At 72.8% G+C, this 24,724-nt stretch carries 20 protein-coding genes and 1 pseudogene; 15 read left to right on the top strand and 6 right to left on the bottom strand.

Annotated features, from left to right (window positions below; translation table 11 throughout):
* Positions 1–43: 43 nt before the first annotated feature.
* The 7 genes from IEY86_RS06320 to IEY86_RS06290 all read left to right on the top strand — a co-directional run bounded on the left by IEY86_RS06320 (position 44) and on the right by IEY86_RS06290 (position 11,606).
* Positions 44–1,906: a serine/threonine-protein kinase gene (locus tag IEY86_RS06320; RefSeq protein ID WP_189130518.1), complete on the top strand. Its 1,863-nt coding sequence runs from the start codon at positions 44–46 to the stop codon at positions 1,904–1,906.
* A gap of 77 nt (positions 1,907–1,983) precedes the next feature.
* Entirely contained in the window at positions 1,984–3,786 is a 1,803-nt protein-coding gene (locus IEY86_RS06315; RefSeq protein WP_189130517.1) for a serine/threonine kinase C-terminal domain-containing protein, read from the top strand.
* Between the two features lie 240 nt (positions 3,787–4,026).
* Positions 4,027–5,634 carry a serine/threonine-protein kinase gene (locus IEY86_RS06310; protein WP_229698190.1) on the top strand — a complete coding sequence of 536 codons (1,608 nt, stop codon included), beginning with the start codon at positions 4,027–4,029 and terminating at the stop codon, positions 5,632–5,634.
* A 64-nt stretch (positions 5,635–5,698) separates the two neighbouring features.
* Positions 5,699–6,610 (top strand): serine/threonine-protein kinase, encoded by a 912-nt coding sequence (locus IEY86_RS06305; RefSeq protein WP_189130516.1) that lies wholly within the window; start codon positions 5,699–5,701, stop codon positions 6,608–6,610.
* A gap of 99 nt (positions 6,611–6,709) precedes the next feature.
* Complete coding sequence (locus tag IEY86_RS06300; RefSeq protein ID WP_189130515.1) at positions 6,710–8,101, top strand: dihydrolipoyl dehydrogenase family protein; 1,392 nt, start codon at positions 6,710–6,712, stop codon at positions 8,099–8,101.
* A 101-nt stretch (positions 8,102–8,202) separates the two neighbouring features.
* Positions 8,203–9,840, top strand: a complete 1,638-nt coding sequence (locus IEY86_RS06295) for a succinic semialdehyde dehydrogenase (RefSeq protein ID WP_189130514.1) — start codon at positions 8,203–8,205, stop codon at positions 9,838–9,840.
* Between the two features lie 14 nt (positions 9,841–9,854).
* On the top strand, positions 9,855–11,606 hold the full coding sequence (locus tag IEY86_RS06290) for a GMC oxidoreductase (protein WP_189130513.1): 1,752 nt from the start codon (positions 9,855–9,857) through the stop codon (positions 11,604–11,606).
* Between the two features lie 124 nt (positions 11,607–11,730).
* Here IEY86_RS06290 and IEY86_RS06285 read toward each other — a convergent pair whose 3' ends face one another.
* Both IEY86_RS06285 and IEY86_RS06280 read right to left on the bottom strand, forming a co-directional pair.
* The gene (locus IEY86_RS06285; RefSeq protein WP_189130512.1) at positions 11,731–12,495 is read right to left on the bottom strand and encodes a GNAT family N-acetyltransferase; all 765 of its coding nucleotides are present in this window, start codon (positions 12,493–12,495) and stop codon (positions 11,731–11,733) included.
* An 823-nt stretch (positions 12,496–13,318) separates the two neighbouring features.
* A complete protein-coding gene (locus tag IEY86_RS06280; RefSeq protein ID WP_189130511.1) occupies positions 13,319–13,603 on the bottom strand; it encodes a chorismate mutase in 285 nt (94 codons plus the stop codon).
* A 308-nt stretch (positions 13,604–13,911) separates the two neighbouring features.
* Here IEY86_RS06280 and guaA point away from each other — a divergent pair, with 308 nt between their 5' ends.
* Positions 13,912–15,495: a glutamine-hydrolyzing GMP synthase gene (gene guaA / locus IEY86_RS06275; RefSeq protein ID WP_189130510.1), complete on the top strand. Its 1,584-nt coding sequence runs from the start codon at positions 13,912–13,914 to the stop codon at positions 15,493–15,495.
* 114 nt (positions 15,496–15,609) lie between these two features.
* Here the strand turns inward: guaA and IEY86_RS06270 are convergent, their stop codons facing one another.
* The gene (locus tag IEY86_RS06270) at positions 15,610–16,050 is read right to left on the bottom strand and encodes a nitroreductase family deazaflavin-dependent oxidoreductase (RefSeq protein WP_189130509.1); all 441 of its coding nucleotides are present in this window, start codon (positions 16,048–16,050) and stop codon (positions 15,610–15,612) included.
* 103 nt (positions 16,051–16,153) lie between these two features.
* On the opposite strand from IEY86_RS06270, the gene IEY86_RS06265 reads away from it, so the two are divergent.
* The 4 genes and pseudogenes from IEY86_RS06265 to IEY86_RS37510 all read left to right on the top strand — a co-directional run bounded on the left by IEY86_RS06265 (position 16,154) and on the right by IEY86_RS37510 (position 18,770).
* Entirely contained in the window at positions 16,154–16,855 is a 702-nt protein-coding gene (locus IEY86_RS06265) for a TetR/AcrR family transcriptional regulator (RefSeq protein WP_189130508.1), read from the top strand.
* A gap of 10 nt (positions 16,856–16,865) precedes the next feature.
* Entirely contained in the window at positions 16,866–17,669 is an 804-nt protein-coding gene (locus tag IEY86_RS06260) for a class II aldolase/adducin family protein (protein ID WP_189130507.1), read from the top strand.
* A 90-nt stretch (positions 17,670–17,759) separates the two neighbouring features.
* A pseudogene (locus tag IEY86_RS36220) lies at positions 17,760–18,263 on the top strand (DoxX family protein); the annotation flags it as partial.
* A gap of 87 nt (positions 18,264–18,350) precedes the next feature.
* Positions 18,351–18,770, top strand: coding sequence for a QcrA and Rieske domain-containing protein (locus IEY86_RS37510; RefSeq protein ID WP_265803900.1), 420 nt, complete (start codon positions 18,351–18,353; stop codon positions 18,768–18,770).
* 105 nt (positions 18,771–18,875) lie between these two features.
* On the opposite strand, the gene IEY86_RS06250 is transcribed toward IEY86_RS37510, so the two are convergent.
* Together IEY86_RS06250 and IEY86_RS06245 are read right to left on the bottom strand one after the other, a co-directional pair.
* Positions 18,876–19,103, bottom strand: coding sequence for a hypothetical protein (locus tag IEY86_RS06250; protein ID WP_189130505.1), 228 nt, complete (start codon positions 19,101–19,103; stop codon positions 18,876–18,878).
* The gene (locus IEY86_RS06245) at positions 19,090–20,397 is read right to left on the bottom strand and encodes a PspC domain-containing protein (RefSeq protein WP_189130504.1); all 1,308 of its coding nucleotides are present in this window, start codon (positions 20,395–20,397) and stop codon (positions 19,090–19,092) included. The genes IEY86_RS06250 and IEY86_RS06245 overlap by 14 nt, the downstream gene beginning before the upstream one ends.
* Positions 20,398–20,690: 293 nt before the next feature.
* Here IEY86_RS06245 and IEY86_RS06240 point away from each other — a divergent pair, with 293 nt between their 5' ends.
* The 3 genes from IEY86_RS06240 to IEY86_RS06230 are packed head-to-tail and all read left to right on the top strand — an operon-like array spanning position 20,691 to position 23,527.
* Positions 20,691–21,974 (top strand): ATP-binding protein, encoded by a 1,284-nt coding sequence (locus tag IEY86_RS06240; protein WP_189130503.1) that lies wholly within the window; start codon positions 20,691–20,693, stop codon positions 21,972–21,974.
* Entirely contained in the window at positions 21,971–22,654 is a 684-nt protein-coding gene (locus IEY86_RS06235; RefSeq protein WP_189130502.1) for a LuxR C-terminal-related transcriptional regulator, read from the top strand. Before IEY86_RS06240 ends, IEY86_RS06235 begins: the two co-directional genes overlap by 4 nt.
* 60 nt (positions 22,655–22,714) lie before the next feature.
* On the top strand, positions 22,715–23,527 hold the full coding sequence (locus IEY86_RS06230; RefSeq protein WP_189130501.1) for a DUF4328 domain-containing protein: 813 nt from the start codon (positions 22,715–22,717) through the stop codon (positions 23,525–23,527).
* 108 nt (positions 23,528–23,635) lie between these two features.
* Here IEY86_RS06230 and IEY86_RS06225 read toward each other — a convergent pair whose 3' ends face one another.
* Positions 23,636–24,712 carry a C40 family peptidase gene (locus tag IEY86_RS06225; RefSeq protein WP_189130500.1) on the bottom strand — a complete coding sequence of 359 codons (1,077 nt, stop codon included), beginning with the start codon at positions 24,710–24,712 and terminating at the stop codon, positions 23,636–23,638.
* Positions 24,713–24,724: the final 12 nt, after the last annotated feature.

Raw genomic sequence — 24,724 nt, 5'->3', positions numbered from 1 at the left:
TGGCCCACGCAGCATCACATCGATCGATAAGAGAAGGACGTCGATGACCCAGGCGCAGGGCACCACCGGTCGTCTCCTGGCGGACCGCTACCGGCTGGGCGAGGTTCTCGGCCGCGGCGGCATGGGCACCGTGTGGCGGGCATCCGACGAGACGCTCGGCCGGACGGTGGCCGTCAAGGAGCTCCGCTTCCCCGGCAATGTGGACGACGACGAGAAGCGCCGCCTCATCACGCGGACGCTGCGCGAGGCGAAGGCGACCGCCCGCATCCGCAGCACCGGCGCCGTCGTGGTCTTCGACGTGGTCGAGGAGGACGACCGGCCGTGGATCGTCATGGAGCTGGTCGAGAGCCGGTCGCTGTCCGACGTCATCCGTGAGGACGGGCCGCTGACGCCCCGTCGGGCCGCCGAGGTCGGTCTCGCGGTCCTCGATGTGCTGCGCGCCGCCCACCGCGAGGGCATCCTGCACCGCGATGTGAAGCCGTCCAATGTGCTGATCGCCGAGGACGGCAGGGTCGTGCTCACCGACTTCGGCATCGCCCAGATCGACGGCGACCCCTCGGTGACGTCCACCGGCATGCTCGTGGGCGCCCCCTCGTACATCTCGCCGGAGCGGGCCAGGGGCCACAAGCCGGGCCCGGCCAGCGACCTGTGGTCCCTGGGCGCGCTGCTCTACGCTGCCGTCGAGGGCCACCCGCCGTACGACAAGGGCTCGGCGATCGCCACGCTGACCGCGGTCATGACCGAGCCGATCGACACCCCGGTCAACGCGGGCCCGCTCTCCGAGGCGATCTACGGCCTGCTGCGCAAGGACCCCCAGCAGCGGCTGGAGGAGCCCGAGGTGCGCGGGATGCTGCGCCGCGTCGTGCATTCCCCGGAGCCCAAGCCCGAGCCCGCGCCCAAGCCGGCCGTCCCCGACGCCACGGCCGCCCTTCCCCTGCCCAAGCCACGCACCGAGGACTCGGGCGTCCCGGGCGCCGCAGCCCGGCCGGCCGAATCCCGCTCGCCCGAATCCCGCTCGCCCGAATCGCGTGCGGCCGCGCAGCCGACCACCCCTTCGCAGGCCCCGCCCACCGCCTCGTCGACCCCTGCGGCCGCCCAGGTGCGCAGGCCCCTGCTGGAGACCGTGCCGCGCAAGCGGCTCCTGATCCTCATCGCCGCCGCCGTCCTGGCCGTGGCGGCCGTCATCACGGTCGTCGCGCTGGCCTGGGGCGGCGGCGACAAGGGCAGCAAGGGCAAGGGCGGCACGTCCTCCTCCGCGGGCGCCGGTGGCGCCAAGTCGCAGAGCCCCTCCGCCGACCCGAAGAAGAAGGCGGCGGACAAGGACAGCGGCAAGGACACCCGGGCCTCGAAGGACTCCACCACGTCCGACGGCAAGGGCAAGGGGTCCAAGGACGACTCCGGAACGGCGGACGGCAAGGGCAAGGGCGGCACGTCCTCCTCGGGCCAGAACCAGTCCGGCGGCGCACCGGGCGGCTTCCACGTCTACAAGGACGGCGAGGGCTTCTCCATCGCCCTGCCGAACGGCTGGAGCCGCGTCGGCGACAACGGCCACGGCAACGGCTCGAAGTTCCGCGGCAAGGACGGGCGCGAGCTCCTCGTCGACTTCACCCACACCCCCGGCTCCAGCGCCCTGGGCGACTGGCAGCGGGCCTCGCGCGACCCCGCCATCCCCGGCTACCGCGAGATCGCCGTCCACGCCGTGAAGTACCGCGACTACGACGCCGCCGACTGGGAGTTCAACCGCACCACCAACGGCAGGAGGATGCACGTCCTCAACCGCGGGTTCGTGGTCGACAGCGGCCACGCCTACGCCATCATGTTCACCGCTCCCGAGGCCGAGTGGGGCAGCGCGAAGAACAAGAAAACCCTCAAAACGTTCTTCGAATCCTTCGAACCGGCCAAGTAGCTCCCCCCAACCTGCACAGAGCGTACCGATCGCAAAGCGTTCGGTGGCAAGCTGTACCGGGCAGTCGGGGAGGTGCTGTGGACGAATATGCCGGGCGAGTGCTCGTCGAGCGGTACCGGCTGCCCGCCATGCCCGTCGGCGAAGAGCCTTCGCAGCTCCCCGCGTTCGACACCTACAGCGGCCAGGAGGTCCTGGTCCACCAGGTGCCGCTGCCCGAAGTGGTCAGCGCCGAGGTGGCGTTCGCCCCGCCCGGCGAGGAACCGCCGGATGTGCTCGGCCCCGAGGACGACCCGGGGCAGCGGGCGCTGCGGGCCGCCCTGGCCGCCGCCCGAATACCGGACCACCCCGCCCTGGTCCAGGTGTACGACGTCTTCCTCGACGGCGGGAGCCTGTGGGTCGTCACCGAATGGGTGATGGCGCAGCCGCTGTCCGCGATCCTGGCCGAGGAACGCCTCTCGCCCTACCGCGCGGCCGAGATCGGCGCCGATGTCCTCGGGGCGCTGCGGGCCGTGCACACGAGCGCGTGGACCCACCGCAATGTCACCGCCGACACCGTCCTGCTGTGCGACGACGGCCGGGCCATGCTCACGGGGATGGCCGTCGCCGCCGCCGAGGAGGCGCTGGTCGGCAATGACCCCGTGCCCCCGCCGGCCGTCGGGCCGCAGGAGGACGGCTCGCTGCCGCCCCAGGACATGCCGCCCCGCGTCCGCCAGGGCCCGGCCGCCGAAAGGGCGCGCCTGGCGCGGATGGGGGTGATCGGCGCGCGCTCCGAGCGGTGGGCGCCCGAGCAGGCGGGCCCGCTGCCGGGGGTCAACGGCTATGCCCCCGAAGTGGTCGCCGACGGGCCGCCCAGCGACATGTGGGCACTGGGCGTTCTGCTGTTCCGGGCCATTCAGGGGCACCCTCCCTTTCCGGAGGACAGCCCCGTGGATCTGGCCGAGATCGTCCGGACCGAGCCGCCCGCGTTCGCCGAGGAGTGCGGGCCGCTGCGCCCCATCGTCGAGTCGCTGCTGCGCAAGAACCCGCAGGAGCGCCCCGACCCCGAGGACGTGCGCGGCTGGCTGCGCTCACTGATCCGTACCGCGCCCGAGCCCGACCTCGGCCGGGAGACCGTCTCCGTCCCGGCCGACGCGCACAAGATCGTGGAGGTGCGGCGCCGCGGCGAGGTCGCCAAACGCCACCGCAACAGCAAGGCGCTGGTGGCCCACGGCAAGCACGCCCGGGGCAAGCGCAAGCGCTCCGGCCCCCGGCGGCTCGGCCTTCTCCTCGTGGGCCTCGTGGTCCTGCTGGTGGTGGCCGTGCTGGTGATCGCCGCGCTCGTGCTGCCCGGCAGGAACGGGGCGGCCGAGGACGGCTCGAGCGGCCAGGGGGGCACGGGCCCGGCCGGCTCGGCCAGCAGCGCGCCCGCCGCGCCCCCGCCCGACCTGAGCACGGACTTCGGCATCCACAAGGACCCCTCGGGCTTCCAGCTCGCGCTCCACCGGGACATGGAGGTCAAGGGGGCGACGGGCAATGGGCAGGTGTGGTTCGACGACGGCGACGACGTCGAGATGATCGTCGTCCCCGGCCGGGACACCGCCGAGCGCTACGGCAACGACGTGGCGGACTACCAGGTGGGCAGCGAGCCGGAGTTGCGGGTCTACCGCAAGGCGGACTGGTCGGCGGCGGCCGGGCTCACCAGGCTGACGCTCAACGGGAACCCGGCGGTCGAGGGCGAGTTCAGCTGGCGCAAGGGCAACCGCGACTACTACGGCCGCAATCTGGCGATGCTCCAGGACGGCAAGTACCACGTGGTCTTCGTCTACGGCCCCGACCGGGACCGCTCCGACATCTCCCGGTACTTCGAGAAGGCGGCGGAGACCTACAAGTACGGCGAGTGAGCGCCCGCCGGTGGCTCCCGCCGGTCCGTCGCCCGCGCTGCCGCCTCCAGGGCTCCCCGGTGGGTCCCCCGGCGATGGATCCTCGGCCGCCGCCTCACCTGCTGGGCGCTGCCCGTGGGGGCGAAGTGCTCGTCACCGCCATCGCCGTGACGCGGTACACCGCCGCGCTGTGGTTCCTCTCCACCATTCAGGCCCCAGGTCTGTGATCCGGCCGTGTCCCGCCTGCGGCATCATGGGCGCGTGAGCATCGATGGGGGAGAGCTGATCGCCGGCCGTTACCGGCTCACGGCCCGGCTCGGGCGCGGCGGCATGGGCACCGTCTGGCGGGCGCACGACGAGCTGCTCGGCCGGGACGTCGCCGTCAAGGAGGTCGACCTGCCCGACGGCCTGCCCGAGCAGGAACGCCTCCGGTACCGCGAACGCACGCTGCGTGAGGCCCGTTCGGCCGCCAAGGTCAAGCACCCCGGCGTCATCGTCCCCCACGACGTCATCGAGCAGGACGACCGCCCCTGGATCGTCATGGAACTGGTCGACGGGGACTCCCTCGCCGGGCACCTCGCCGGCCGCGGACCGCTGACTCCCGGTGAGACGGCCAGGATCGCCCTGGCGCTGCTCGAAGCCCTCGGCGCGGCCCATGCGATGGGCGTGCTCCACCGTGACGTCAAGCCCGCCAACGTCCTCGTGGAGAACGGGCCCGAGCGGCGCGTGGTGCTCACCGACTTCGGCATCGCCCAGCTCCACGGAAGCTCCACGCTCACCACCGAGGGGGAGTTCGTCGGCTCGCCGGAGTACGCGGCCCCCGAACGGGTGGAGGGCCGCCGGGCGGGACCGGAGTCCGACCTGTGGTCGCTGGGTGTGCTGATGACCGCGGTGCTGGCGGGCAAGTCGCTGTTCCACCGCACCTCGATGAGCGCGGTGCTGCACGCGGTGATGTACGAGGAGCCGGTGCTGCCTCCCGAGGCCGAGCCCCTGGCGCCCGTCATCCGCGGGCTTCTACGGCGTGATCCCACCGACCGGCTGTCCCCGGCGCGGGCGCAGGGGCTCCTGCGGGACTACCTGGCCACGGGCCGTATGGACGCACCCGGGGGCGCCTCGAGGCCGGCGGACGTCCCCGCCGCCGCGACCCCGGCGGCCCCCGCGGACGCCGGGCCGACCGTGCCCACCACCACCCCCGCTCCCACCACCCCCGCTCCCACCACCGAGCGCCGGCCGCGCCGCCGGGCCCTCATCGCCCTGACCGCGGCGGCGGTGGCGGCCACGGGGACGGCGGCCGTGGTCGCGTTCACCTCCGGCGCCGAGCCCGACGTCTCCGCCCACACCCCGAGGACCACTCCGGACCGGGTGGCCAGCGGGCTTCCCGCTCTGCCGGGACCGAGGTCCCCGTCCGGCTCCGCGGCCCGCCCCGGGCGGCTTCCGGCGGACTTCGCGCGGGCCGAGGACCCGGCCGGCTTCTCCCTGGCCGTCCCCCGCGGCTGGCGGCGCAGCGCCGAGGGCGACCGGGTCTTCTACTACTCGGCGGCGAAGACGTTCCGCCTCGGCATCCGCCCCCAGCAGGACCCCGGTCCCGGAGGCGCCCTCGGCGTCATGCAGCGGCAGATCGACAAGGCCCCCGCCGCCTACCCCGGCTACCGCGACGGCACCCTGACGGAGACCGTCCACCACGGCCATCCCGCCGTGCTGTGGGAGTTCCGCTGGAAGGGCTTCGGCGAGGGCGAGCGGCACACCCTGGACATGAGCTGGATCGAGAACGGGCGGATGTACGACCTGTGGGTCTCGTCGCCCGTGGCCGACGAGGCCGAGGGGCGCCGGTACTTCGAGACCACGGAGAAGTCCTTCCAACCGCGTTGACGGCACGGGTGGTGGCCCCCTTGCCCTGGTGACCCGCGTGCCGCACTGGTCGCATGATGGGGGCATGACGACCGATGCGGGGTCCGGGCGGTTGATCGGCGGCCGGTACCGGTTGTGCGAGCGGCTGGGGCACGGCGGGATGGGCACCGTGTGGCTGGCGCACGACGAGGCCACGGGGCGCGACGTCGCCGTCAAGGAGCCCAGGGTGACCGACACGCTCACCCAACGGGAGCGCGAGACGGCCTACTTGCGGATGCGGCGGGAGGCGAGAGCGGCTTCCCGTATCCGGCATCCCGCCGTGGTCGCCATCCAGGAGGTGGTCGTCGAGCTCGGGCGGCCCTGGATCGTCATGGAGTACGTGCACGGGCGCTCCCTGGCCGATCTGCTGGAGATCGAGGGGACGATCCCCCCGCAGGAGGCCGCCCGGATCGCGATGCCGGTGGTCGGGGCGCTCGACGCCGCGCACCGGGCGGGGGTGCTGCACCGGGACGTCAAACCGGGGAACGTCCTGCTGGGCACGGACGGAAGGGTCGTCCTCAGCGACTTCGGGATGGCGATGGTGGAGGGGGAGCGTCCCCTGACCGAGTCCGGCACGATCCTCGGCTCACCCGAGTACCTCGCCCCCGAGCGCGCCTTATGGCGGCCGGCCGGGCCCGAGTCGGACCTGTGGTCGCTGGGGGTGCTGCTCTTCGAAGCGGTCGAGGGCCGCTCGCCGTTCCGCCGCCGCACCACTTTGTCCACGCTCCAGGCGGTGGTCTCCGACTTCCCCCAGATCCCCCGGCGGGCGGGGCCGCTCATCCCGCTCATCATGCGGCTGCTGAGCAAGGAGCCCGCCGAGCGGCCCTCGGTGCGGCACATCGAGCAGGCGCTGCGCGCGGTCGCCGCGGCCGGTCCCATGCCCGCCGAGCCGCCGTCCGTGCCCCCGCCGGCGCGGCCGAACCGGCGTCGTCCCTGGTGGCGTTCGACCCCGCCGTGACCGGAGTGCGGGTGATCGGCCGATCGGCCACCTGCGCCGACCTGCGCACGAGTACCGTGGGAGGGAGGACCCCTGCCCGCCGGTGGAGGGAGCATCTCCATGTCTGTGCACGTGGACGCGGTCGTCATCGGGCTCGGTCCCGGGGGCGAGGAGGTGGCGGGAAGGCTCGCGGACGCGGGGCTCGACGTCGTGGGTGTCGATCACCGGCTCGTCGGCGGGGAGTGTCCCTACTGGGGGTGCATCCCCTCGAAGACCGTGGTGCGCGGCGCCGATCTGGTCGCCGAGGGCCACCGGATCCCGGGCATGGCGGGGACGGCCATGGTCTGCGCCGACTGGCGGCCGGTCGCCCGCAACATCCGGGAGGTCACCGGCGACTGGAACGACAAGGCCGCCGTCGACCGCCTCGTGTCGCGGGGCGGCCGCTTTCTGCGCGGCACGGGCCGGCTGACGGCGCCGGACGAGGTCACCGTCGAGGACCCCGACGGCGGGGAGACGATCCTTCGGGCGAGTCGCGCCATCGTCATCGCCACGGGTACGGAACCGGCCGCCCCGCCGATACCGGGCCTGGCCGGGACGCCGTACTGGACCAACCGCGAGGCGCTGGAGACCGAGGGGGCGCCCACGTCCCTGATCGTTCTCGGCGGGGGAGCGGTGGGCCTCGAACTCGGGCAGGGATTCAGCCGTTTCGGCACAGCCGTGACCGTGGTCGAGGCCGCGCCGAGGCTGGTGCCGATGGAGGAGCCGGAGGCGGACGAACTGCTGATGCGGATCCTGACGGCCGACGGTCTCGCCGTGCACACGGGCGCCAAGGTGGTCGCGGTCCGCCATGACGACGGCGGGTTCACCGCGGAGTGCGAGCGCGGCGAGCGGTTCACCGCCGAGCGCCTGCTCGTCGCCACCGGCCGCCGCTCCAACCTCGGGCGCGTCGGTGTGGGTGTGCTCGGCATCGACCCGGACGCGCGGGTCATGCCCGTCGACGAGCGGATGCGGGTGGTGTCCGCCTCGGGCAGCACCCCGGGCGTCTGGGCACTGGGCGACATCACGGGCAAGGGGGCGTTCACGCATGTCTCGCTGTACCAGGCGGACCTCGTGATCAACGGGGTGCTGGGCCGGGGAGGCCCACCCGCCCGGTACCACGCCCTGCCGAGGGTGACCTTCACCGACCCGGAGATCGGCGCGGTGGGCCTGACCGAGGCGCAGGCCCGCGAGCGGGGCTTGGAGGTACGCGCGGCCCTCACGGACATCGCCCGCAGCACCCGCGGCCGCATCCACCGCACGGGCAACCAGGGCTTCGTCAAACTCGTCGCCGACACCCGTGAAGGAGTGCTGGTCGGCGCCACCTCGGCCGGCCCGACGGGCGGCGAAGTCCTGGGCGCTCTGGCCGTGGCGGTCCACGCGAGAGTCCCCCTGTCCGACCTGACCCAGATGATCTGGGCCTACCCCACCTTCCACCGAGCCATAGGCGAGGCGATCCGGCAGCTGAGCGCCTGACGCCCTGCGGGCCGGGCGCGGCTCCTCATGTCCTTCCACCGGCGCGGAAAATTGTTACCGCTGGGTACACACGGCGGGTCCGCGGGCCTACGCTTCGACGCATGACGGACTCTGTGGACACGGCAAGGACGGCGGCGTCGGCAACCGCGGCGGCTCCCTCGGACGGGAATCCGGTCGCACCCGCGGGCACGCGTACCGCTGCCGACGTGCTCACCCCAGCGGTACTGGCCGAGCTGACCTCCGGGCTCAGCGGCAGTGGCACGGCGACCAACCACTGCCCGTTCACGGGCGAGGTGCTCGCCGAATTGCCGACGTCCTCCGAGGACGACGTCGCGGCGGCCTTCGAGCGGGCGCGGGCGGCCCAGAGCGCGTGGGCGGCCAAGCCCGTACGCGACCGCGCCGCCGTACTGCTGCGCTTCCACGACCTCGTGCTCGGCCGCCAGAGCGAGATCCTCGACCTCATCCAGCTCGAGACCGGCAAGACCCGGATGCACGCCCAGGAGGAGGTGCAGTCGGTCGCCATCGCCGCCCGGCACTACGGCCGCAAGGCCGCCTCCTACCTCAGGCCGCGCCGCCTGACCGGCGCCATTCCGGCACTCACCCAGGCGCTGGTGCTGCGCCGCCCCAAGGGCGTCGTCGGCCAGGTCTCGCCGTGGAACTACCCGTTCGAGCTCTCCGTCGGCGACGCCCTGCCCGCCTTCGCGGCCGGCAACGCCGTCGTCATGAAACCCGACACCCAGACCGCCCTCACCGCCCTGTGGGCCCGGCGCCTGCTGATCGAGGCGGGGCTGCCGGAGGCCGTGTGGCAGATCGTCATCGGCGACGGCCCGGTAGTCGGGCCCGCCGTCGTCGACCGCGGTGACTTCGTCTCGTTCACCGGGTCCACCCGCACCGGCCGCGACGTCGCCCAGCGCGCCGCCGCCCGCCTCGTCGGGGCCTCCCTCGAACTCGGCGGCAAGAACGCCATGCTGGTCCTGCACGACGCCGACCTCGACCGCGCCGCCGAGGGCGCCGTCCGCGCCTGCTTCTCCTCCGCCGGGCAGCTGTGCATCTCCATCGAGCGGCTGTACGTCCACGAGTCCGTCGCCGACGACTTCCTCGACAGGTTCGTCGCCCGCACCCGGGCGCTCAAGCTGGGGACCGCGCTCGCCTACGGCGCCGGGATCGGCTCCCTGGTGTCCGAGCGTCAGCTGGAGACCGTCTCCCGCCATGTGGACGAGGCCCGCTCCAAGGGCGCCACCGTCCTCGCCGGAGGCCGGGCGCGCCCCGACGTCGGCCCGCTGTTCTACGAGCCCACCATCCTCGACGGGGTCCAGCCGCCCATGTCGGTGTGCACGGAGGAGACCTTCGGACCCGTCGTCTCCGTCTACCGGTTCAAGGACGAGAGCGAGGCGGTCGAGCGCGCCAACGGCACGCCGTACGGCCTCAACTCCAGCGTCTGGACGAAGAACGCCCGGCGCGGCCGGGAGATCGCCGCCCGACTGAACACCGGAACGGTCAACGTCAACGAGGGCTACGCGGCCGCCTATGGGAGTGCCGCCGCCCCCATGGGAGGCATGGGCCAGTCCGGGCTCGGCCGCCGCCACGGCTCCGAGGGGATCCTCAAGTACACCGAGGCCCAGACCGTGGCCACGCAGCGCCTGCTGCCCATGGCCCCCTCGTTCGGCATGACCGACGAGAGCTACGCCGCCCTCATGACGAAGGGCCTGCGTGTCATGAAGGCCTTCCGGCTCCGGTAATCCCAGGGGGATCGTTGAGCGGCAGCGGTTACGACTACGACGTCATCGTCATCGGGTCCGGCTTCGGCGGCTGCGTCTCGGCTCTGCGCCTGTCCGAGAAGGGCTACCGGGTCGGCGTGCTCGAGGCGGGGCGGCGGTTCACTGCGCAGACCCTGCCCAAGAACTCCTGGGACGTCCGCAACTACCTGTGGGCACCGGCCCTCGGGCTCTTCGGCATCCAGCGGATCCACCTGCTGCGCGACGTCCTCGTCCTCGCGGGCGCGGGCGTCGGCGGCGGGTCGCTCAACTACGCCAACACCCTCTACGAGCCCCTGGACCCCTTCTTCGACGACCCCCAGTGGGCGGGCATCACCGACTGGAAGGACGAGCTCTCCCCGTACTACGCGCAGGCCAAGCGCATGCTCGGGGTCCGGCTCAACCCGACCGTCACCCCCGCCGATGTGCACCTCAGACGCGCCGCCGAGCGGATGGGCGTCGGCGAGACCTTCCACCTGGCACCGGTCGGGGTCTTCTTCGGAGACGGCAAGGACGCCGACGGCACGGCCGGGGCCGAGCCCGGCGGTGAGGTCGAGGACCCGTACTTCGGCGGCGCGGGCCCCAAGCGGCGGGCCTGCACCGAGTGCGGCGAGTGCATGACCGGCTGCCGCTGGGGCGCGAAGAACACCCTGAACGAGAACTACCTCCACCTCGCGGAGAAGGCGGGGGCCGAGGTCCACCCCATGACCACCGTGACGGGCCTGGCCGAGCACGTGGACGGCGGCTACGCCGTGCGCACGGTCCCGACCGACAAGCCCAGGTCGAAGGCGCGGACCCTGCGTGCCCCGCAGGTCGTCGTGGCCGCGGGGACCTACGGCACGCAGACCCTCCTGCACGCCATGCGCGACTCGGGCCGCCTGCCCCGCCTGTCGGCGCGCCTCGGCGAGCTGACCCGCACCAACTCCGAGGCGCTGGTCGGCTCCCAGACCACCGGCCGCCGCTACAAGCAGCGCCCGGACTTCACCCGCGGTGTCGCCATCACCTCGTCGATCCACCCCAACGCCACCACCCACATCGAGCCGGTCCGCTACGGCAAGGGCTCGAACGCCATGGGCTTCATGTCCACCATCCAGGTGCCGGGCGACGGACGAGGCCCGCGCTGGCTGCGCTTCCTGGCGCTGGCCGCCGCGCACCCCGGTGTCTTCGTCCGCTCGATGTCCAAGCGCCGCTGGTCGGAGCGGACCATCATCGGCCTGGTCATGCAGACACACGACAACTCGCTGACCACGTACCTGAGCCGCAAGGGACTCGGCAAGGGAAGGCTCAGCTCACGGCAGGGCCACGGCACGCCCAACCCGAACTGGATCCCCGAGGCGCAGCAGGCGGCCTCGCTGATCGCCGAGGACATCAACGGCTTCCCCGGCGGCACGGTCGGCGACATCTTCAACATCCCCATGACCGCGCACTTCCTGGGCGGCTGCCCGATCGGCGCGGACGCCGAGCACGGGGTCGTCGACCCCTACCACCGCGTGCACGGGTACCCCGGCATCCATGTGGTGGACGGCTCGGCGGTCTCGGCGAACCTCGGGGTCAACCCCTCGCTGACGATCACGGCGCAGGCCGAGCGCGCGATGTCCTTCTGGCCCAACAACGGCGAGGAGGACCCGCGTCCGCGGCAGGGCGAGGGCTACCGGCGGCTGACCCCGGTGGCCCCGAAGAACCCGGCCGTGCCGCAGGGCGCCTTCGCCGCCCTGCGCTACGACTACGACGCCGACCACAGCGAGAAGTAGCCGACGACAGCGCGAAGCCGCCGACCACGGCGCGAAGCCGCCGACCACGGCGCGAAGCCGCCGTCGGCAGCGCGAAGCCGCCGTCGGCAGCGCCAAGCCGCCGTCGGCGGCCGGACGCAGCCGACTACAGCGCGACGTAGATGTCGAGGCCGCCGCTCTCCACGAAGCCGAGTCCGGCGTAGAGGCGGGCAGCGGCCCGGGTGTCGGGGTTGAGCACGGAGAGCCTGGCCCCGTCGTGGAAGGCCTCGGCCACGAGCACGGAGGTGAGCGCGCTGCCGATCCCGCGGCGGCGCGCCTCCTCGAGCACCCCGACACCGAAGACCGCCACGCTCTCGCCGGTCCGCACCGCCGTGGCGACCCCGATCGGATCGCCGTCGATCTCGGCCAGGACAAGGTGGAAGCGGGGATCGCCGCTGGTCAGCTGGGGCTCGCACCAGGAGCGGGTGCGCTGCGGCGGGTCGCCGAAGGCGGTGGCGTCGACATGGGCGAAGGCCTCCACGTCCTCGGGCCCCGCACGGCGAATCGTTACTGCATCGGTGCGCGGCGCCGGGCGGAACGCCTCGGGAAACAGGCCCATGCAGCGCTGGCGAGTCAGCTTGGTCCCGCCGTGCCGCCACTCCATCCCGGCGGGCACGCGCAGGCCCCACTCGTCGGCGCGCCCCTCGTACCAGGCGCGGACCGCGTCAAGGTCGAAATCCGGCCGCTCGACATCCCCGTTGTTCCACCACCGGGCATCGGGCAGGCCCGAGGCCATGACCCGCACTCCGGGCAGGGTGGCGGCGCCACCGCCGTAGGGCTCACGCAGGGTGCCCTCGGCCTGCCAGGCCGCGGCGAGAGCGGCGTGCACGCCGACAGCGGGGACGCGGCTTGACAACGCGGTATTCGGCATCCCCGCATGATTGCGGGGACGACCACGCAGGGCAATCCTTTTGCCAAGGCTGATACCTGGCCGATGCCGTGCCGATGTCTCTTCGATCCCGAAACAGAAGATGACATTCCGCCAGAGAAAGCGAAGGCCCCGCGCCGGGAATTGAATTCCGGGCGCAGGGCCTCGGCTGTCAGCACACGGCGTCAGGGCAGCGCCGGTGCTGGCGTGCGGCGCCGGGGGGAGCGCCGCTGGCCTGCGGGTCCACGGTCCTCGGGGAACCGCCGCGACGCGGAAAAGCGCGCGGAATTCATCGTCCGACAACCGTATTCGATTACGTTGGGCGGTGGTGCGCTCACGCGAGTGCGGCGCACCAATTGGCCTGTACCAATTGAGGAGTTGGGACTACTGCGGTTATCGTGCTCGACCTCGTTCGGTTGGCGCAACCGTTTCCGCCCAGTCCATAGTGCGCCGCTGCACGTCATCCGTGTTGATCATGAGTACTCTGAGGCATCGCCCACCGCGGAGCGGTCGGTTCCAGGCGTCCCCGGAACCGACCGCCTTCCTCAGTCGTGACCGGGCTGCTGTCCCCTGCTGACCGGTCACATCACCGGAACGAGGTCCCACGACGGGCCGTGAGGCCCGTCTCATCGTTCCGGTGGACTGGCGGTGTCCACGCGTGGTTGCTGTCCCGTCCCCGACGGGATGGCCGCCCCTGGCTGGCACGGACAACGGGTCCAACGACATGGCTCGAAACCGGTCACGCGCCGTACGGGTGAACGTCCCGGCCCCGCAAGGGCGGCCCGGCCCTTCCGCGCCGCCGGTCCCCGCCCCGCGCCGCCGCCGCTCATACCTTTCCGCGGCACAGCTCCAGCAGTGTCATCGCCAGCGTGGTGCCCGGCCTGCCGAGAGCGTCGCTGTAGCGCTGGAGGATCTCCATCTCGCGGTTGAGCGAGAGCCTGCGCCCGCCCGAGGCCAAGCGTGCCCGCTGCACCTCGGCCGAGACGCCGATCCGTGCTTTGATCAACTCGAGGATCTGCCCGTCGAGCCCGTCGATGCGCTCGCGCGCGCCGGCGATGATCGCGGCGGCGGCCTTCTCGTCCATGACCTCGGTGCTGGTTCCGGTGCTCATGCTGCCGTCTCCTGGATGTGTGGTCCCGGCCGGTCCGGAAACGTCAGGCGCCCCGGGCCGAGTGGCCCGGGGCGCCTGATGGGAAGTCTGCGTATCTCCGCTTCACGCACGCTCGCCATGGCAGCCGGACCAGCCGGTGCCATAGGTAAAGTCGAATGTGTCGCGGAACATGCGCTCAGTATGGACCGCCGCTCCGGCCGCTGGCCACTCACCGCCCGGATGCTGAGACGTCTGGCACGTTCACCGGTGGTACCCGGCCGACGGTAGAATTGGCCGCGACCCCCTTGAACATCGCCGGAAGGCCGCCCGTGGCATCAGCGTCCCCGTCAGCCCCCGACACGGTCCTCGTAGTGGACTTCGGGGCCCAGTACGCGCAGCTCATCGCCCGCCGCGTACGCGAAGCCCGGGTGTACAGCGAGATCGTCCCGCACACCATGCCCGTCGAGGAGATCCTGGCCAAGCGGCCCAAGGCGATCATCCTCTCCGGCGGCCCCTCCTCCGTCTACGCCGAGGGCGCCCCGCAGCTCGGGCGGGAGATCTTCGACGCCGGGATCCCGGTCTTCGGCATCTGCTACGGCTTCCAGGCCATGGCGCTCGCCCTGGGCGGCACCGTCGCCAACACCGGCCTGCGCGAGTACGGCCGCACCCCGCTCACCGTGACCAAGCAGGGCTCCACGCTCTTCGAGGGCACCCCGGACGAGCAGTCGGTGTGGATGTCGCACGGCGACGCCTGCTCCGCCGCCCCCGAGGGCTTCACGGTCACCGCGACCACCGAGCGCGCCCCCGTCGCCGCGTTCGAGAACAACGAGGCCAGGCTGTACGGCGTCCAGTACCACCCCGAGGTGCTGCACTCCACGCACGGCCAGCAGCTGCTGGAGCACTTCCTCTACCGCGGAGCCGGGCTCGGTCCCTCCTGGACCACGCACAACGTCGTCGAGGAGTCCGTCGAGGCCATCCGCGCCCAGGTCGGCAGCAAGAGGGTCGTCTGCGGCCTTTCCGGCGGTGTGGACTCCGCCGTCGCCGCCGCCCTCGTGCAGAAGGCCGTCGGCGACCAGCTGACCTGTGTCTTCGTCGACCACGGCCTGCTGCGCAAGGGCGAGGCCGAGCAGGTCGAGAAGGACTTCGTGGCCGCGACCGGCGTCCAGCTGAAGGTCGTGGACGCGCAGGAGCGCTTCCTCGACGCGCTCGCCGGGGCCACCGACCCCGAGGAGAAGCGCAAGATCATCGGCCGTGAGTTCATCCGCGTCTTCGAGCGGGCGGCCGCCGAGGTCGTCGCCGAGGCGGGTGCCCACGGCGAGCAGGTGGAGTTCCTGGTCCAGGGCACGCTCTACCCGGACGTCGTCGAGTCCGGCGGCGGCACCGGCACCGCCAACATCAAGTCCCACCACAATGTGGGCGGCCTCCCCGAGGACCTCCAGTTCCAGCTCGTGGAGCCCCTGCGGCGCCTGTTCAAGGACGAGGTCCGCAAGGTCGGCGAGGAGCTCGGCCTGCCGTCGGAGATCGTCTGGCGTCAGCCGTTCCCCGGCCCCGGCCTCGGCATCCGCATCATCGGCGAGGTCACCGGGGAGCGCCTGGACCTGCTCCGCGAGGCCGACGCCATTGCCCGCGAGGAGCTGACCACCGCGGGCCTGGACCGCGAGATCTGGCAGTGCCCGGTCGTCCTGCTCGCGGATGTGCGCAGCGTGGGTGTCCAGGGCGACGGCCGCACCTACGGCCACCCGGTCGTCCTGCGCCCGGTCTCCTCCGAGGACGCGATGACGGCGGACTGGTCGCGCCTGCCCTACGACGTGCTGGCGAAGATCTCCACCCGCATCACCAACGAGGTGCCGGACGTCAACCGGGTCGTCCTCGACGTGACCAGCAAGCCGCCGGGCACCATCGAGTGGGAGTAGCGGCTCCCCGTCACCTGCGCTCCGCCGTCCGAGAATCGCCGCGCCGCCCCTCCCGCGGGAGGGGCGGCGCGGCGCTGTGCGCACCCGTGACGCCTCTCGCGCACGCGGACCCGGCTATTCGATCTCCACACGGAAGACCGGGAAGCCCGGGGCGATCCGCGCGAGCTGGGCGTCGGAGGCGTCCTTCTTCACGCCCTCGAAGAACTGGCCCACCTCCCAGCCCCACTTGTCCAGATAGGCGCGCAGAACCGGGGTCTTGTCTGCGTCGGGGAGCTCGCTGGCGGTGAACGCCTCGGTGCGGCGGCCCACTCGCAGCTCACCGCTGCCGGCCGCACGCAGATTGCGCACCCACTGGGCCTGCCCTCGGGGGGCCACCAGGTAGTGGGCGCCGCCGTGGGCGAGCAGGTTGACCGGGGTGGTGCGCCATTCGCCGCTCTTGCGGCCCTTCACCGCGAGCACCCTGGAGCCCATGAGGCTGATGCCGAGCTTGGTCAGCCCCGCGACCAGGGGGTTCATGACGTTCCTGGTGAACCGGTCGGGCTCGATGTAACGCATGGCGGGGCTCCTTCGGCACTTTGGAGAGCGGTGCTCTCTCTTGAGATCAGTGTGCTTGTGTGCGCTGTTCACTGTCAAGAGCGGTGCTCTCTATACTCGTGCCATGAATGCGAGCCGCACGGCACGGGAACGGGCGCGGGCCGAACTCACCCGCGAGATCAAGGAGGAGGCGCGACGGCAGCTGGCCGAGCAGGGGGCGCAGAAGCTCTCGCTGCGGGCCGTCGCCCGGGAGCTGGGGATGGTGTCCTCCGCGCTGTACCGGTACTACCCCAGCCGGGACGACCTGCTCACCGCGCTGATCATCGACGCCTACGACGCCCTCGGGGAGACCGCGGAGGCCGCCGCCGCGGCGGCCGAGGAGCCGCGTGCGCGGTGGCGGGCGCTGTGTCACGCCGTACGGGGGTGGGCCGTGGCTCACCCTCATGAATATGCCCTGATCTACGGCTCACCGGTACCGGGCTACCAGGCCCCTCGGGCCACGATCGAGCCCGCCGGCAGGGTCGCTCTGGCACTCGCGGGGGTGGTCCGGGACGCCTCGCCGCCCGACACCGGTGACGAGCTGCCCGAAGGGCTGGCCGCTCAGGCCGGACAGGTCGCGGCGGCCGCCGGGCTGGACATGCCCCTGACCGTGCTCGTCCGTGCTCTGGTGGCCTGGACCCAGCTGTTCGGGATGATCGGTTTCGAGCTGTTCGGCCATCTGGTGGGCTCGGCCGATCCCGCCGACGAGTTCTTCGGCTTCACCGTCGAGCGGATGGCGGACTTCATCGGGCTTCCGGCCCTTCCGGCCTCGCGTACCGTTCGGTAGCTTGCGCGCCATGACCGACACGGACGCCGCCGAGCACCTGACCCCGATACCCACCGAGCAGCTTCGGTTCGAGCTGCCGCCGTCGTTCGACACGGTCGGGGGCGAGCGGCGGCACCGGAAGGAACGGCTGGCCGCGGCGCTGCGGCTGTTCGCCCGGCTGGGGTTCGACGAGGGGGTGGCCGGACACATCACCGTCCGGGACCCGCAGCACCCGGACCACTTCTGGGTCAATCCGTTCGGTGTGCCGTTCCCGCGGGTCAAGGTGAGCGATCTGATCCTCGCCGACTCCGCGGGGCATGTCGTGGAGGGCCGCTACCACGTCAACCAGGCCGCGTTCGTCGTGCACGCCCAGGTCCACGCCGAGCGGCCGGACGTCGTGGCCGTCGCGCACAGCCACACCGTCCACGGCCGGGCGCTGGCCGCGCTGGGTGAGCCCTTGGAGCCGATCACCCAGGACGCCTGCGCGTTCTTCGAGGACCACGAGGTCTACACCGAGTACACCGACGCCATCGTGGACGAGGCGGGGAGTCGGCTGATCGCGAGGGCGCTGGGCCCGGCCAAGGCGATCGTCCTGCGCAACCACGGACTTCTGACCGTCGGGACTTCCGTGGACGCCGCGGCCTGGTGGTTCATCGCGATGGAGCGGGCCTGCCAGGTGCAACTGGCCGCCAAGGCGGCGGGGCGCCCGGTGAGGATCGCCCGCGAGGACGCGCTGCGGACCCGGGAACAGCTCGGCGGGGACCTCGTGGCCTGGATCAACTACCAGCCGATGTTTCTGTCTGTCGCCGCCGCTGAACCAGACCTCTTTCAATAACGTATGACTCTTCAGATTGCCCGGTAGTGCCGGGCTGGGTGTACTGGTCGCGATGCGAACGACCAACGAGCGCGGAGAGGCGGGGACGCCATGTCCCATGCGGCAGCGGAAGACGGCGGCGGCCCGTGGCGGGAGACCGCGTCGCGATACGCGCTCCTGCCCCTGCGGATCTTCCTGGGGATCACCTTCATCTACGCGGGGATGGACAAGCTCACCGACCCCGACTTCCTCGCCGCCTCCGGCGCGGGCTCGATGGCCGATCAGCTCAACGGCATCGACAAGGCGGGTTCGGCCGCGATCCCGGCGATGATCGACCTGGCGCTCAAGGCCCCGGAGGCCTTCGGCACCGCCATCGCGTTCGGTGAACTCGCCGTCGGCCTCGGCGTCCTCTGCGGCCTCCTCACGCGGCTCGCGGCCGTCGGCGGTGCGCTGATCAGCCTCAGCCTGTGGCTGACCGTCAGCTGGCAGGTCGAGCCCTACTACTACGGCAATGACCTCGTCTACCTCATGGCCTGGCTGCCGTTCGTGCTGGCCGGGGCGCCCGTGCTCTCGCTCGACGCCCGGCTGGCCGCCCGCCGCGATCAGGCCGCACGGGGGGTGCTCGCCGGGGCGGGGCGCAGCCGCCGCTCCGTGCTCGACGCGGGCGCCGCGGTGCTCGGGCTCGGCGCCGTCGGGGGCGTCATGGGCGGTGTCGGGCTCTGGCGCGGGCGCAGCGGCGACAGCGGGGCTTCGGCCGCGCCGACCCCGAGCACCAGTCCGAGCGGGAATCCGAGTGGCGCCCCCAGCTCACCCGGGAGAGCGCGTGGCGGCGCCTCCGTCGCGGTCAAGGCGGTGCCTGTGGGCGGCGGGGCGAAGGTCATGGAGTCGTCGGGCTCCGCGGCCTACGTCGTCCAGCCCAAGCAGGGCGAGTTCGCGGCGTTCTCGGCGATCTGCACGCACTCCGGCTGCCCGGTCGACCCGCCCAAGGAGGGCCGGTTCAACTGCCCCTGCCATGGTTCGGTGTTCGACGCGGCCACCGGCGAGGTGCTGAACGGGCCCGCGACCAAGCCGCTGCGCAGGATCGACGTCCGAGAGCAGGGGGGCCGGGTCGAGCTCCAGTAGCGCCGCTCGCGGCGCCGGCGCCCGCTCGCGCCTCCGTGTCTGTCTCCGTCTGTCGTCGGCTCGTGTGTCTCCGGCTCGTGTGCCGTCGGCCCATGTGCCGCGGGCTCATGCGTCGCCGGCGCGTTTGTCTGCGCACCTGCGCCTGCGCGAGCGGGCCGACTCCGTCACACCCGCGGTGATCCCGACCGTCACCAGCCCCACCCCGGTCGTCACCGCGCCGACGACGGAGGGGATGTCCGCCGCGCCCGAGGCATCGAGCAGGTAGAGGACGGCGAGGCCCAGGAAGAGCAGTCCGGCCACCAGCACCGCCGGATCGAACTCATGCCGCTTCATCGATGACCTCCACATGTCCCGCGCCGACCTTCAGGTCGAGCATGAAGGTGCCCGCGATCCGTTCCCTCCGGGGAGCGGTCGGTTCCACGACCGCCCGGCGGCGGCTGTCGACCTCGACGTCGATGTCTCCGCTCTCCCCGCCCGGCAGTTCGATGACGCCCGCGCCGATCTCGGCGGTCACCTCGACCTTCACCGTGTCCGGCACACGGACGACCAGCCGTCCCACTCCCGCCTCCCCGTGTACACGGATGGTGGCGCCCTTCGGGTCGACCCGGCGCAGGTCCAGCGTCGCCTGGCCCGCGCCGATCTCGTAGGAGGAGCGCACGTCTGCGGCGCTCGCGGGCGCCCACCGCACGGTCCGCCAGTCGTGCCCGATGTTCTTCGGCAGCGCCGCCGATACGCCGAGCAGGAACGTGGTGAGGACCGCCAGGAAGATCGTTCCGCCTCGGGCCCTGCCGAACCAGGCGCCCACGAGCAGGCCCAGGGCCAGCACCGCAAGCGCGCAGGCGAAGCCGGTCTCCAGCGCCGTGCCCAGGGGGCGCGACCAGGTCGCCCCCGTCCCGATCACCGCGGCGCACACGGCGAGGCAGAGGACGGTGAACGCCAGGAACGAGCGGGGCTCGCGCGGCTGCGGGGGCGGCATCGGAGCGCGTGGCCCGGCGGTCTCGTCGAAGCTTCCGTCGTCCGGCCCCCACAGGTATCCGGTGTGCCCGGAGCCCGCGCCCTTCCACCACGAGGGGGCGCCCGGCGTCGGCGGCGGCTGGGCGGCCGGGGGCGCGTCCGACACCCCCGTGGCCGACGCGCCCCCCGGCACGGCCGCCGACTCCGCCCCGCGCCTGCGCCGCTGGGACAGGAAGACCGCGCCGAACACCGCGGCGATCACCAGCAGCGGGAACGGGTTGCCGCCGTCGGAGCCGATCGTGGACAGGAAGTAGCCGCTGCCGACCAGCGCGGTCAGCACCGCCGCCATGCCCTGGCCCTCGACCCGGCCGGAGAGCATCCGCTGGGCCTCGTTGCGATGCTCGCCGTGCGCCGGTATGAACAGCCACGCCGCCCCGTACAGCAGCAGCCCGATGCCGCCGGTGACCGCCAGCACGCCGAGCACGATCCGGAAGATCACCGGGTCCAGGTCGAAATAGCGGCCGAGCCCGCCGCACACGCCGCCGACCACGCGGTGCCGCCGGCTGCGGGACAGCGGCACACCGGCCACCGCCGACCCCGCGTCGGGGCGTGCGTCGGCCGGTCCCTCGGGTGCGTCGTGAGGAGCACCGTTCGGGGCGCTGTCTTCCGTCATGCCCTCCATGGTGGCGGTAGTCGTCCCCGGAACCCATCCGCCCTCCCCCTGATCACACCCTGAATCCCGCCCTAGGGTCCCGACCCGGACCGGGCCCCGGGCGCGCGGCCGCGAGCGCGGCCACGGGCGCGGCCGAGGGCTCCGTGGCACGGCGGAGGGGCGGGCACGGCGGTCCCCGCGGTCCTGCAAGCACGGCAAGCGCGGCGGGACACCGCCGCGGGACCGGTTCTCGGGGCAGAGATCCGGGGCGCCCCTGATGCCCCCGGGCGGTCCTTCGTGTGACCATCGGCGGTATGCCCGCCACCAGTCCGCCCTCCACCGCGACCGGCGCGACCGCGTACTCCTCGCACCTCGCCGCGGAAGAACCCCCCGTGCGCAAGCTCTACCGCAGCGCCGAGGGCCGCATGCTCGGCGGTGTCGCCCGCGGGCTGGCCGGGCATCTCGGGCTGCCGGTGGCATGGGTGCGGATCGCGTTCGCCGCCCTGGTGGTGGCCCAGGGGATGGGCGTCGCGCTGTATGCCGCGTTCTGGTTCTTCGTCCCGCTCGGGGTCGGCGGGGTGGAGCTGAAGGACCCCGCGGTCGGGCACGGCAACTGGCGGCTGAGCGGGCGCGGCCACGAACGCAAGAAGCTCCTGGGCCTGCTCGCGTTCGCCCTCGGTGTCGTCGCGGTCATCGACAATATGCGGCTGGGCTCCGTGGGCCGCTATGTGTGGCCGTTCGTGCTCGTCAGCGCGGGAGTCGCCCTGGTGTGGCGGCAGGCCGACAACGCCCGCCGCGCCCGCTGGGTCGAGATGGGCAGGAGCAAGCGCCTGCTGCCCATCGCGCGGGGCGCCGCCGGAGTGGTGCTGGTGAGCGCGGGCGTGACCGGCTTCATCGTCGTCCAGGGCTCGGTGCGGCACATCGGGGCCGTCCTCCAGGCGGCATTGGCGATCATCGTCGGCCTCGCCCTGCTCGCCGGGCCCTACATGGTGCGCATGGCCCAGGACCTGTCCGCCGAGCGCCGCGAACGCATACGCGCCCAGGAGCGCGCCGAGGTGGCCGCCCACGTCCACGACTCCGTCCTGCACACCCTCACCCTGATCCAGCGCAACGCCGACGACCCCCGCGAGGTGACCAGGCTCGCCCGCGCCCAGGAACGCGAGCTTCGGGTGTGGCTGTACCGGCCCGAGGGCGAGAAGGAGGACGAGCCCAGCACGCTCGCCGAGGCGGTGCGCCGCGTGGCCGGCGAGGTCGAGGACGCGCACGGAGTGCCCGTCGAGGTCGTGTGCGTGGGCGACTGCCCGCTCGACGACAGGCTGAACGCCCTGACGCAGGCGGCACGCGAGGCGATGGTGAACGCGGCCAAGTACGGTGGCGGTGCGCCCGTGCAGGTGTACGCGGAGGTCGAGGAGGGCAAGGTCTTCGTCTTCGTGCGCGACCGCGGCCCCGGCTTCGACCTCGACCAGGTACCCGCCGACCGGCTCGGCGTGCGAGGCTCGATCATCGGCAGGATGGAGCGCCACGGCGGCCGGGCGGTGCTGCGCGGCGTGCCGGGCGGGGGTACCGAGGTGGAACTGGAAATGGAGCGTTCGTCATGACGGAAGCGGCAGAGCAGGCCCGGCGGGCAAGGGTCGTCCTCGTCGACGACCACCGGATGTTCCGCACGGGTGTGCAGGCCGAGATCGGTGACGTCGAGCGCACCGGAGTGGACGTCGTCGGTGAGGCGGCCGACGTCGAACAGGCCGTCACCGTCGTGACCGCGACCCGGCCGGACGTCGTCCTGCTCGACGTGCATCTGCCCGGCGGCGGCGGGGTCGAGGTGCTGCGCCGCTGCGCGCCCTTGATGAACGACGCCGAGCAGCCGGTCCGCTTCCTGGCGCTGTCGGTCTCCGACGCTGCCGAGGACGTCATCGGCGTCATCCGCGGCGGCGCCCGCGGCTATGTCACCAAGACCATCACCGGCCCCGACCTCGTGGCCGCGGTCTTCCGGGTCGCCGACGGCGACGCCGTCTTCTCGCCCCGCCTGGCGGGGTTCGTGCTGGACGCCTTCGCGGCCACCGACACCCCGCCCGTGGACGAGGACCTGGACCGGCTCACCCAGCGCGAGCGCGAGGTGCTGCGGCTGATCGCGCGCGGCTACGCGTACAAGGAGATCGCCAAGCAGCTGTTCATCTCCGTGAAGACCGTGGAGAGCCATGTGTCGGCCGTGCTGCGTAAGCTCCAGCTGAGCAATCGCCACGAACTGACCCGATGGGCCACCGCCCGCCGACTCGTCTGAACCACCACCCCCGCTCACCACTTCACGTCGTTCTTCAGCCGCTGAGGATGCCCCCACACCATGCTGTGCCAGCGATGCCACGCTGCCCAGGTAGCCCCCGGCGGCTACTGCCCCTCCTGCGGAGCGCTCTCCGCCTGGGCGCCGCCCCCCGCCCCCTACGCCCCGTACCTGCCGCCCGCGCCCGCTCCGGTGCGCATACCCAGCGGCCTGGCCAACGCCCTCACGGTCCTGCTGGGCCTGAACGCTCTGGCGCAGGCGCTGGCGCTGGGCGCGGCGGCGATCGAGTTCGTGCTCTTCGGGCAGCTCGAGACCGACCCCGGCGGGGTGGACGCCCAGGACGCGCGGGCCGCCGACTCCTTCTACGCCGTCACCGGCGTCGGCGGCCTGCTGCTCCTGCTGGCGACCGGTGTGGTGTTCATCGTCTGGTTCCACCGGGTGCGCAGGAACGCCGCCGCCTTCGTCCCGGTGGGGTGGCACCGCCTCGGACCGGGCTGGACGATAGGGGCCTGGTTCACCCCGGTGGTGAACCTGTGGTTCCCCAAGCAGATCGCCGACGACGTCTGGAGCGCCGGCGACCCCGCCACGGGGGCGGGGCCCTACCGGATGAAGCCGACCAGCGGGCCGCCGCTGGTGCTGTGGTGGTGGCTGGCCTGGGTGGCGGGCAATCTGCTCTCCTGGGTCGCCGTGGCGATCCGCAGCGGCACGTCGGTCACCGACTTCTCCGCCATGCGCTGGTCCTACGGCATCGATATGGCCGGGGCGCTGGTCTCGGTCGCGGCGGCCGTCCTCGCGATCGTCATGGTCCGAAGGATCACCACGATGCAGGGCGTGCGGCACGCGATGCTCAACCAGCCCCCCGCGTACCGCTACTGACGCCGGTCCGCGCCACCGCTCGGCGCGGGGGGCACGGTGCCGGGCGGACGATCGGGCCGGGCTGGCTGGGCCGGGCTGGACGGGCCGGGCCGGGCTGGACGGGGCGGGTCAGACGGGGCGGGCCGCGCCCGCGAACGGCATCTGGTCGATGGGCGCCACCCGGACCGGTGCCCCCGGGTGCGGGGCGTGGATCATCCGCCCGTCGCCGATGTAGAGGCCCACATGGCTGATGCCGGAGTAGAAGAAGACCAGGTCACCGGGGCGCAGGCCCGAGCGGGGGATGCGGTGCCCGGTGTTGATCTGCGTATACGTCGTACGCGGCAGGGAGACCCCGGCGGCGCGCCACGCGGACTGGGTGAGCCCCGAGCAGTCGAAGGCGTTGGGGCCGGTCGCACCCCATACATAGGGCTTGCCGAGCGCGGCGCGGGCGAACGCCACGGCGGCCGCGGCCCGTGACGACGGAGCGGGCAGGTCCATGGCCCGGAACACCGCGTCGCGCGACTGCTCGCCCCGGTCCGTCCGCGCCCTCCGCGGAGCCGTCATGCCGTCGGCTGCCGCGAGCTCGGCGCGCTGAGAGGGGTCGAGGCCGTCCAGCAGCCGCTGCGCCTCGTGGAGCTTCGCGCCGACCGCCCGCCGGTGCTCGGCGACCCTGTCCCGGGCGCCGTCGAGCTCGTCCAGCAGGTCCGCCGCCTCGGCCCGGTCCCGCTCCAGCGCCCGGCGGGCGTGGACGTAGCCGCGCAGGGTCCTCGCCTGCGCCCGTGTGATCCGGTCCACCAGCCCGGCGCGCTCCAGGTACTGGCCGGGATCGGAGGAGAGCGCCAGACGCGCCGACGGGTCGAGCGTCCCTCCCTCGCGGTACTGGGCCGCGGCGATGGCGCCGAGGTGGCGGCGCACGTCGCCCATCCGGTCCGTCCGGCGGGCGATCTCGTCCTGGAGGTCGTTCACCCGGCGCTGGGCGCGGTCGCGCTTCTCCTTGGCCCCGTTGTACTTCTCCGTCATCCGCTCGGCCTGCCGGTACAGGTCCGTGACGCGCTTTCCGGCCTGCTCGGCGGAGGGCCGAGGTGCCGCGCTTCCCGGCTGGCTCAGCACGGTGGCCGTCGCCGCTCCCGCGAGGGCCAGCGTGGCCGCGGTGGTGCGGGAGCCGGAGGCCGTGAGCGGACGTTTGGGCTTCCTGTGGGACGCCACGGGGCCGACAAC

It is taken from the genome of Wenjunlia tyrosinilytica (genome assembly GCF_014646055.1).
GTDB classification, from domain to species: domain Bacteria; phylum Actinomycetota; class Actinomycetes; order Streptomycetales; family Streptomycetaceae; genus Wenjunlia; species Wenjunlia tyrosinilytica.
This window is presented reverse-complemented; position numbering and strand designations above follow the sequence as displayed.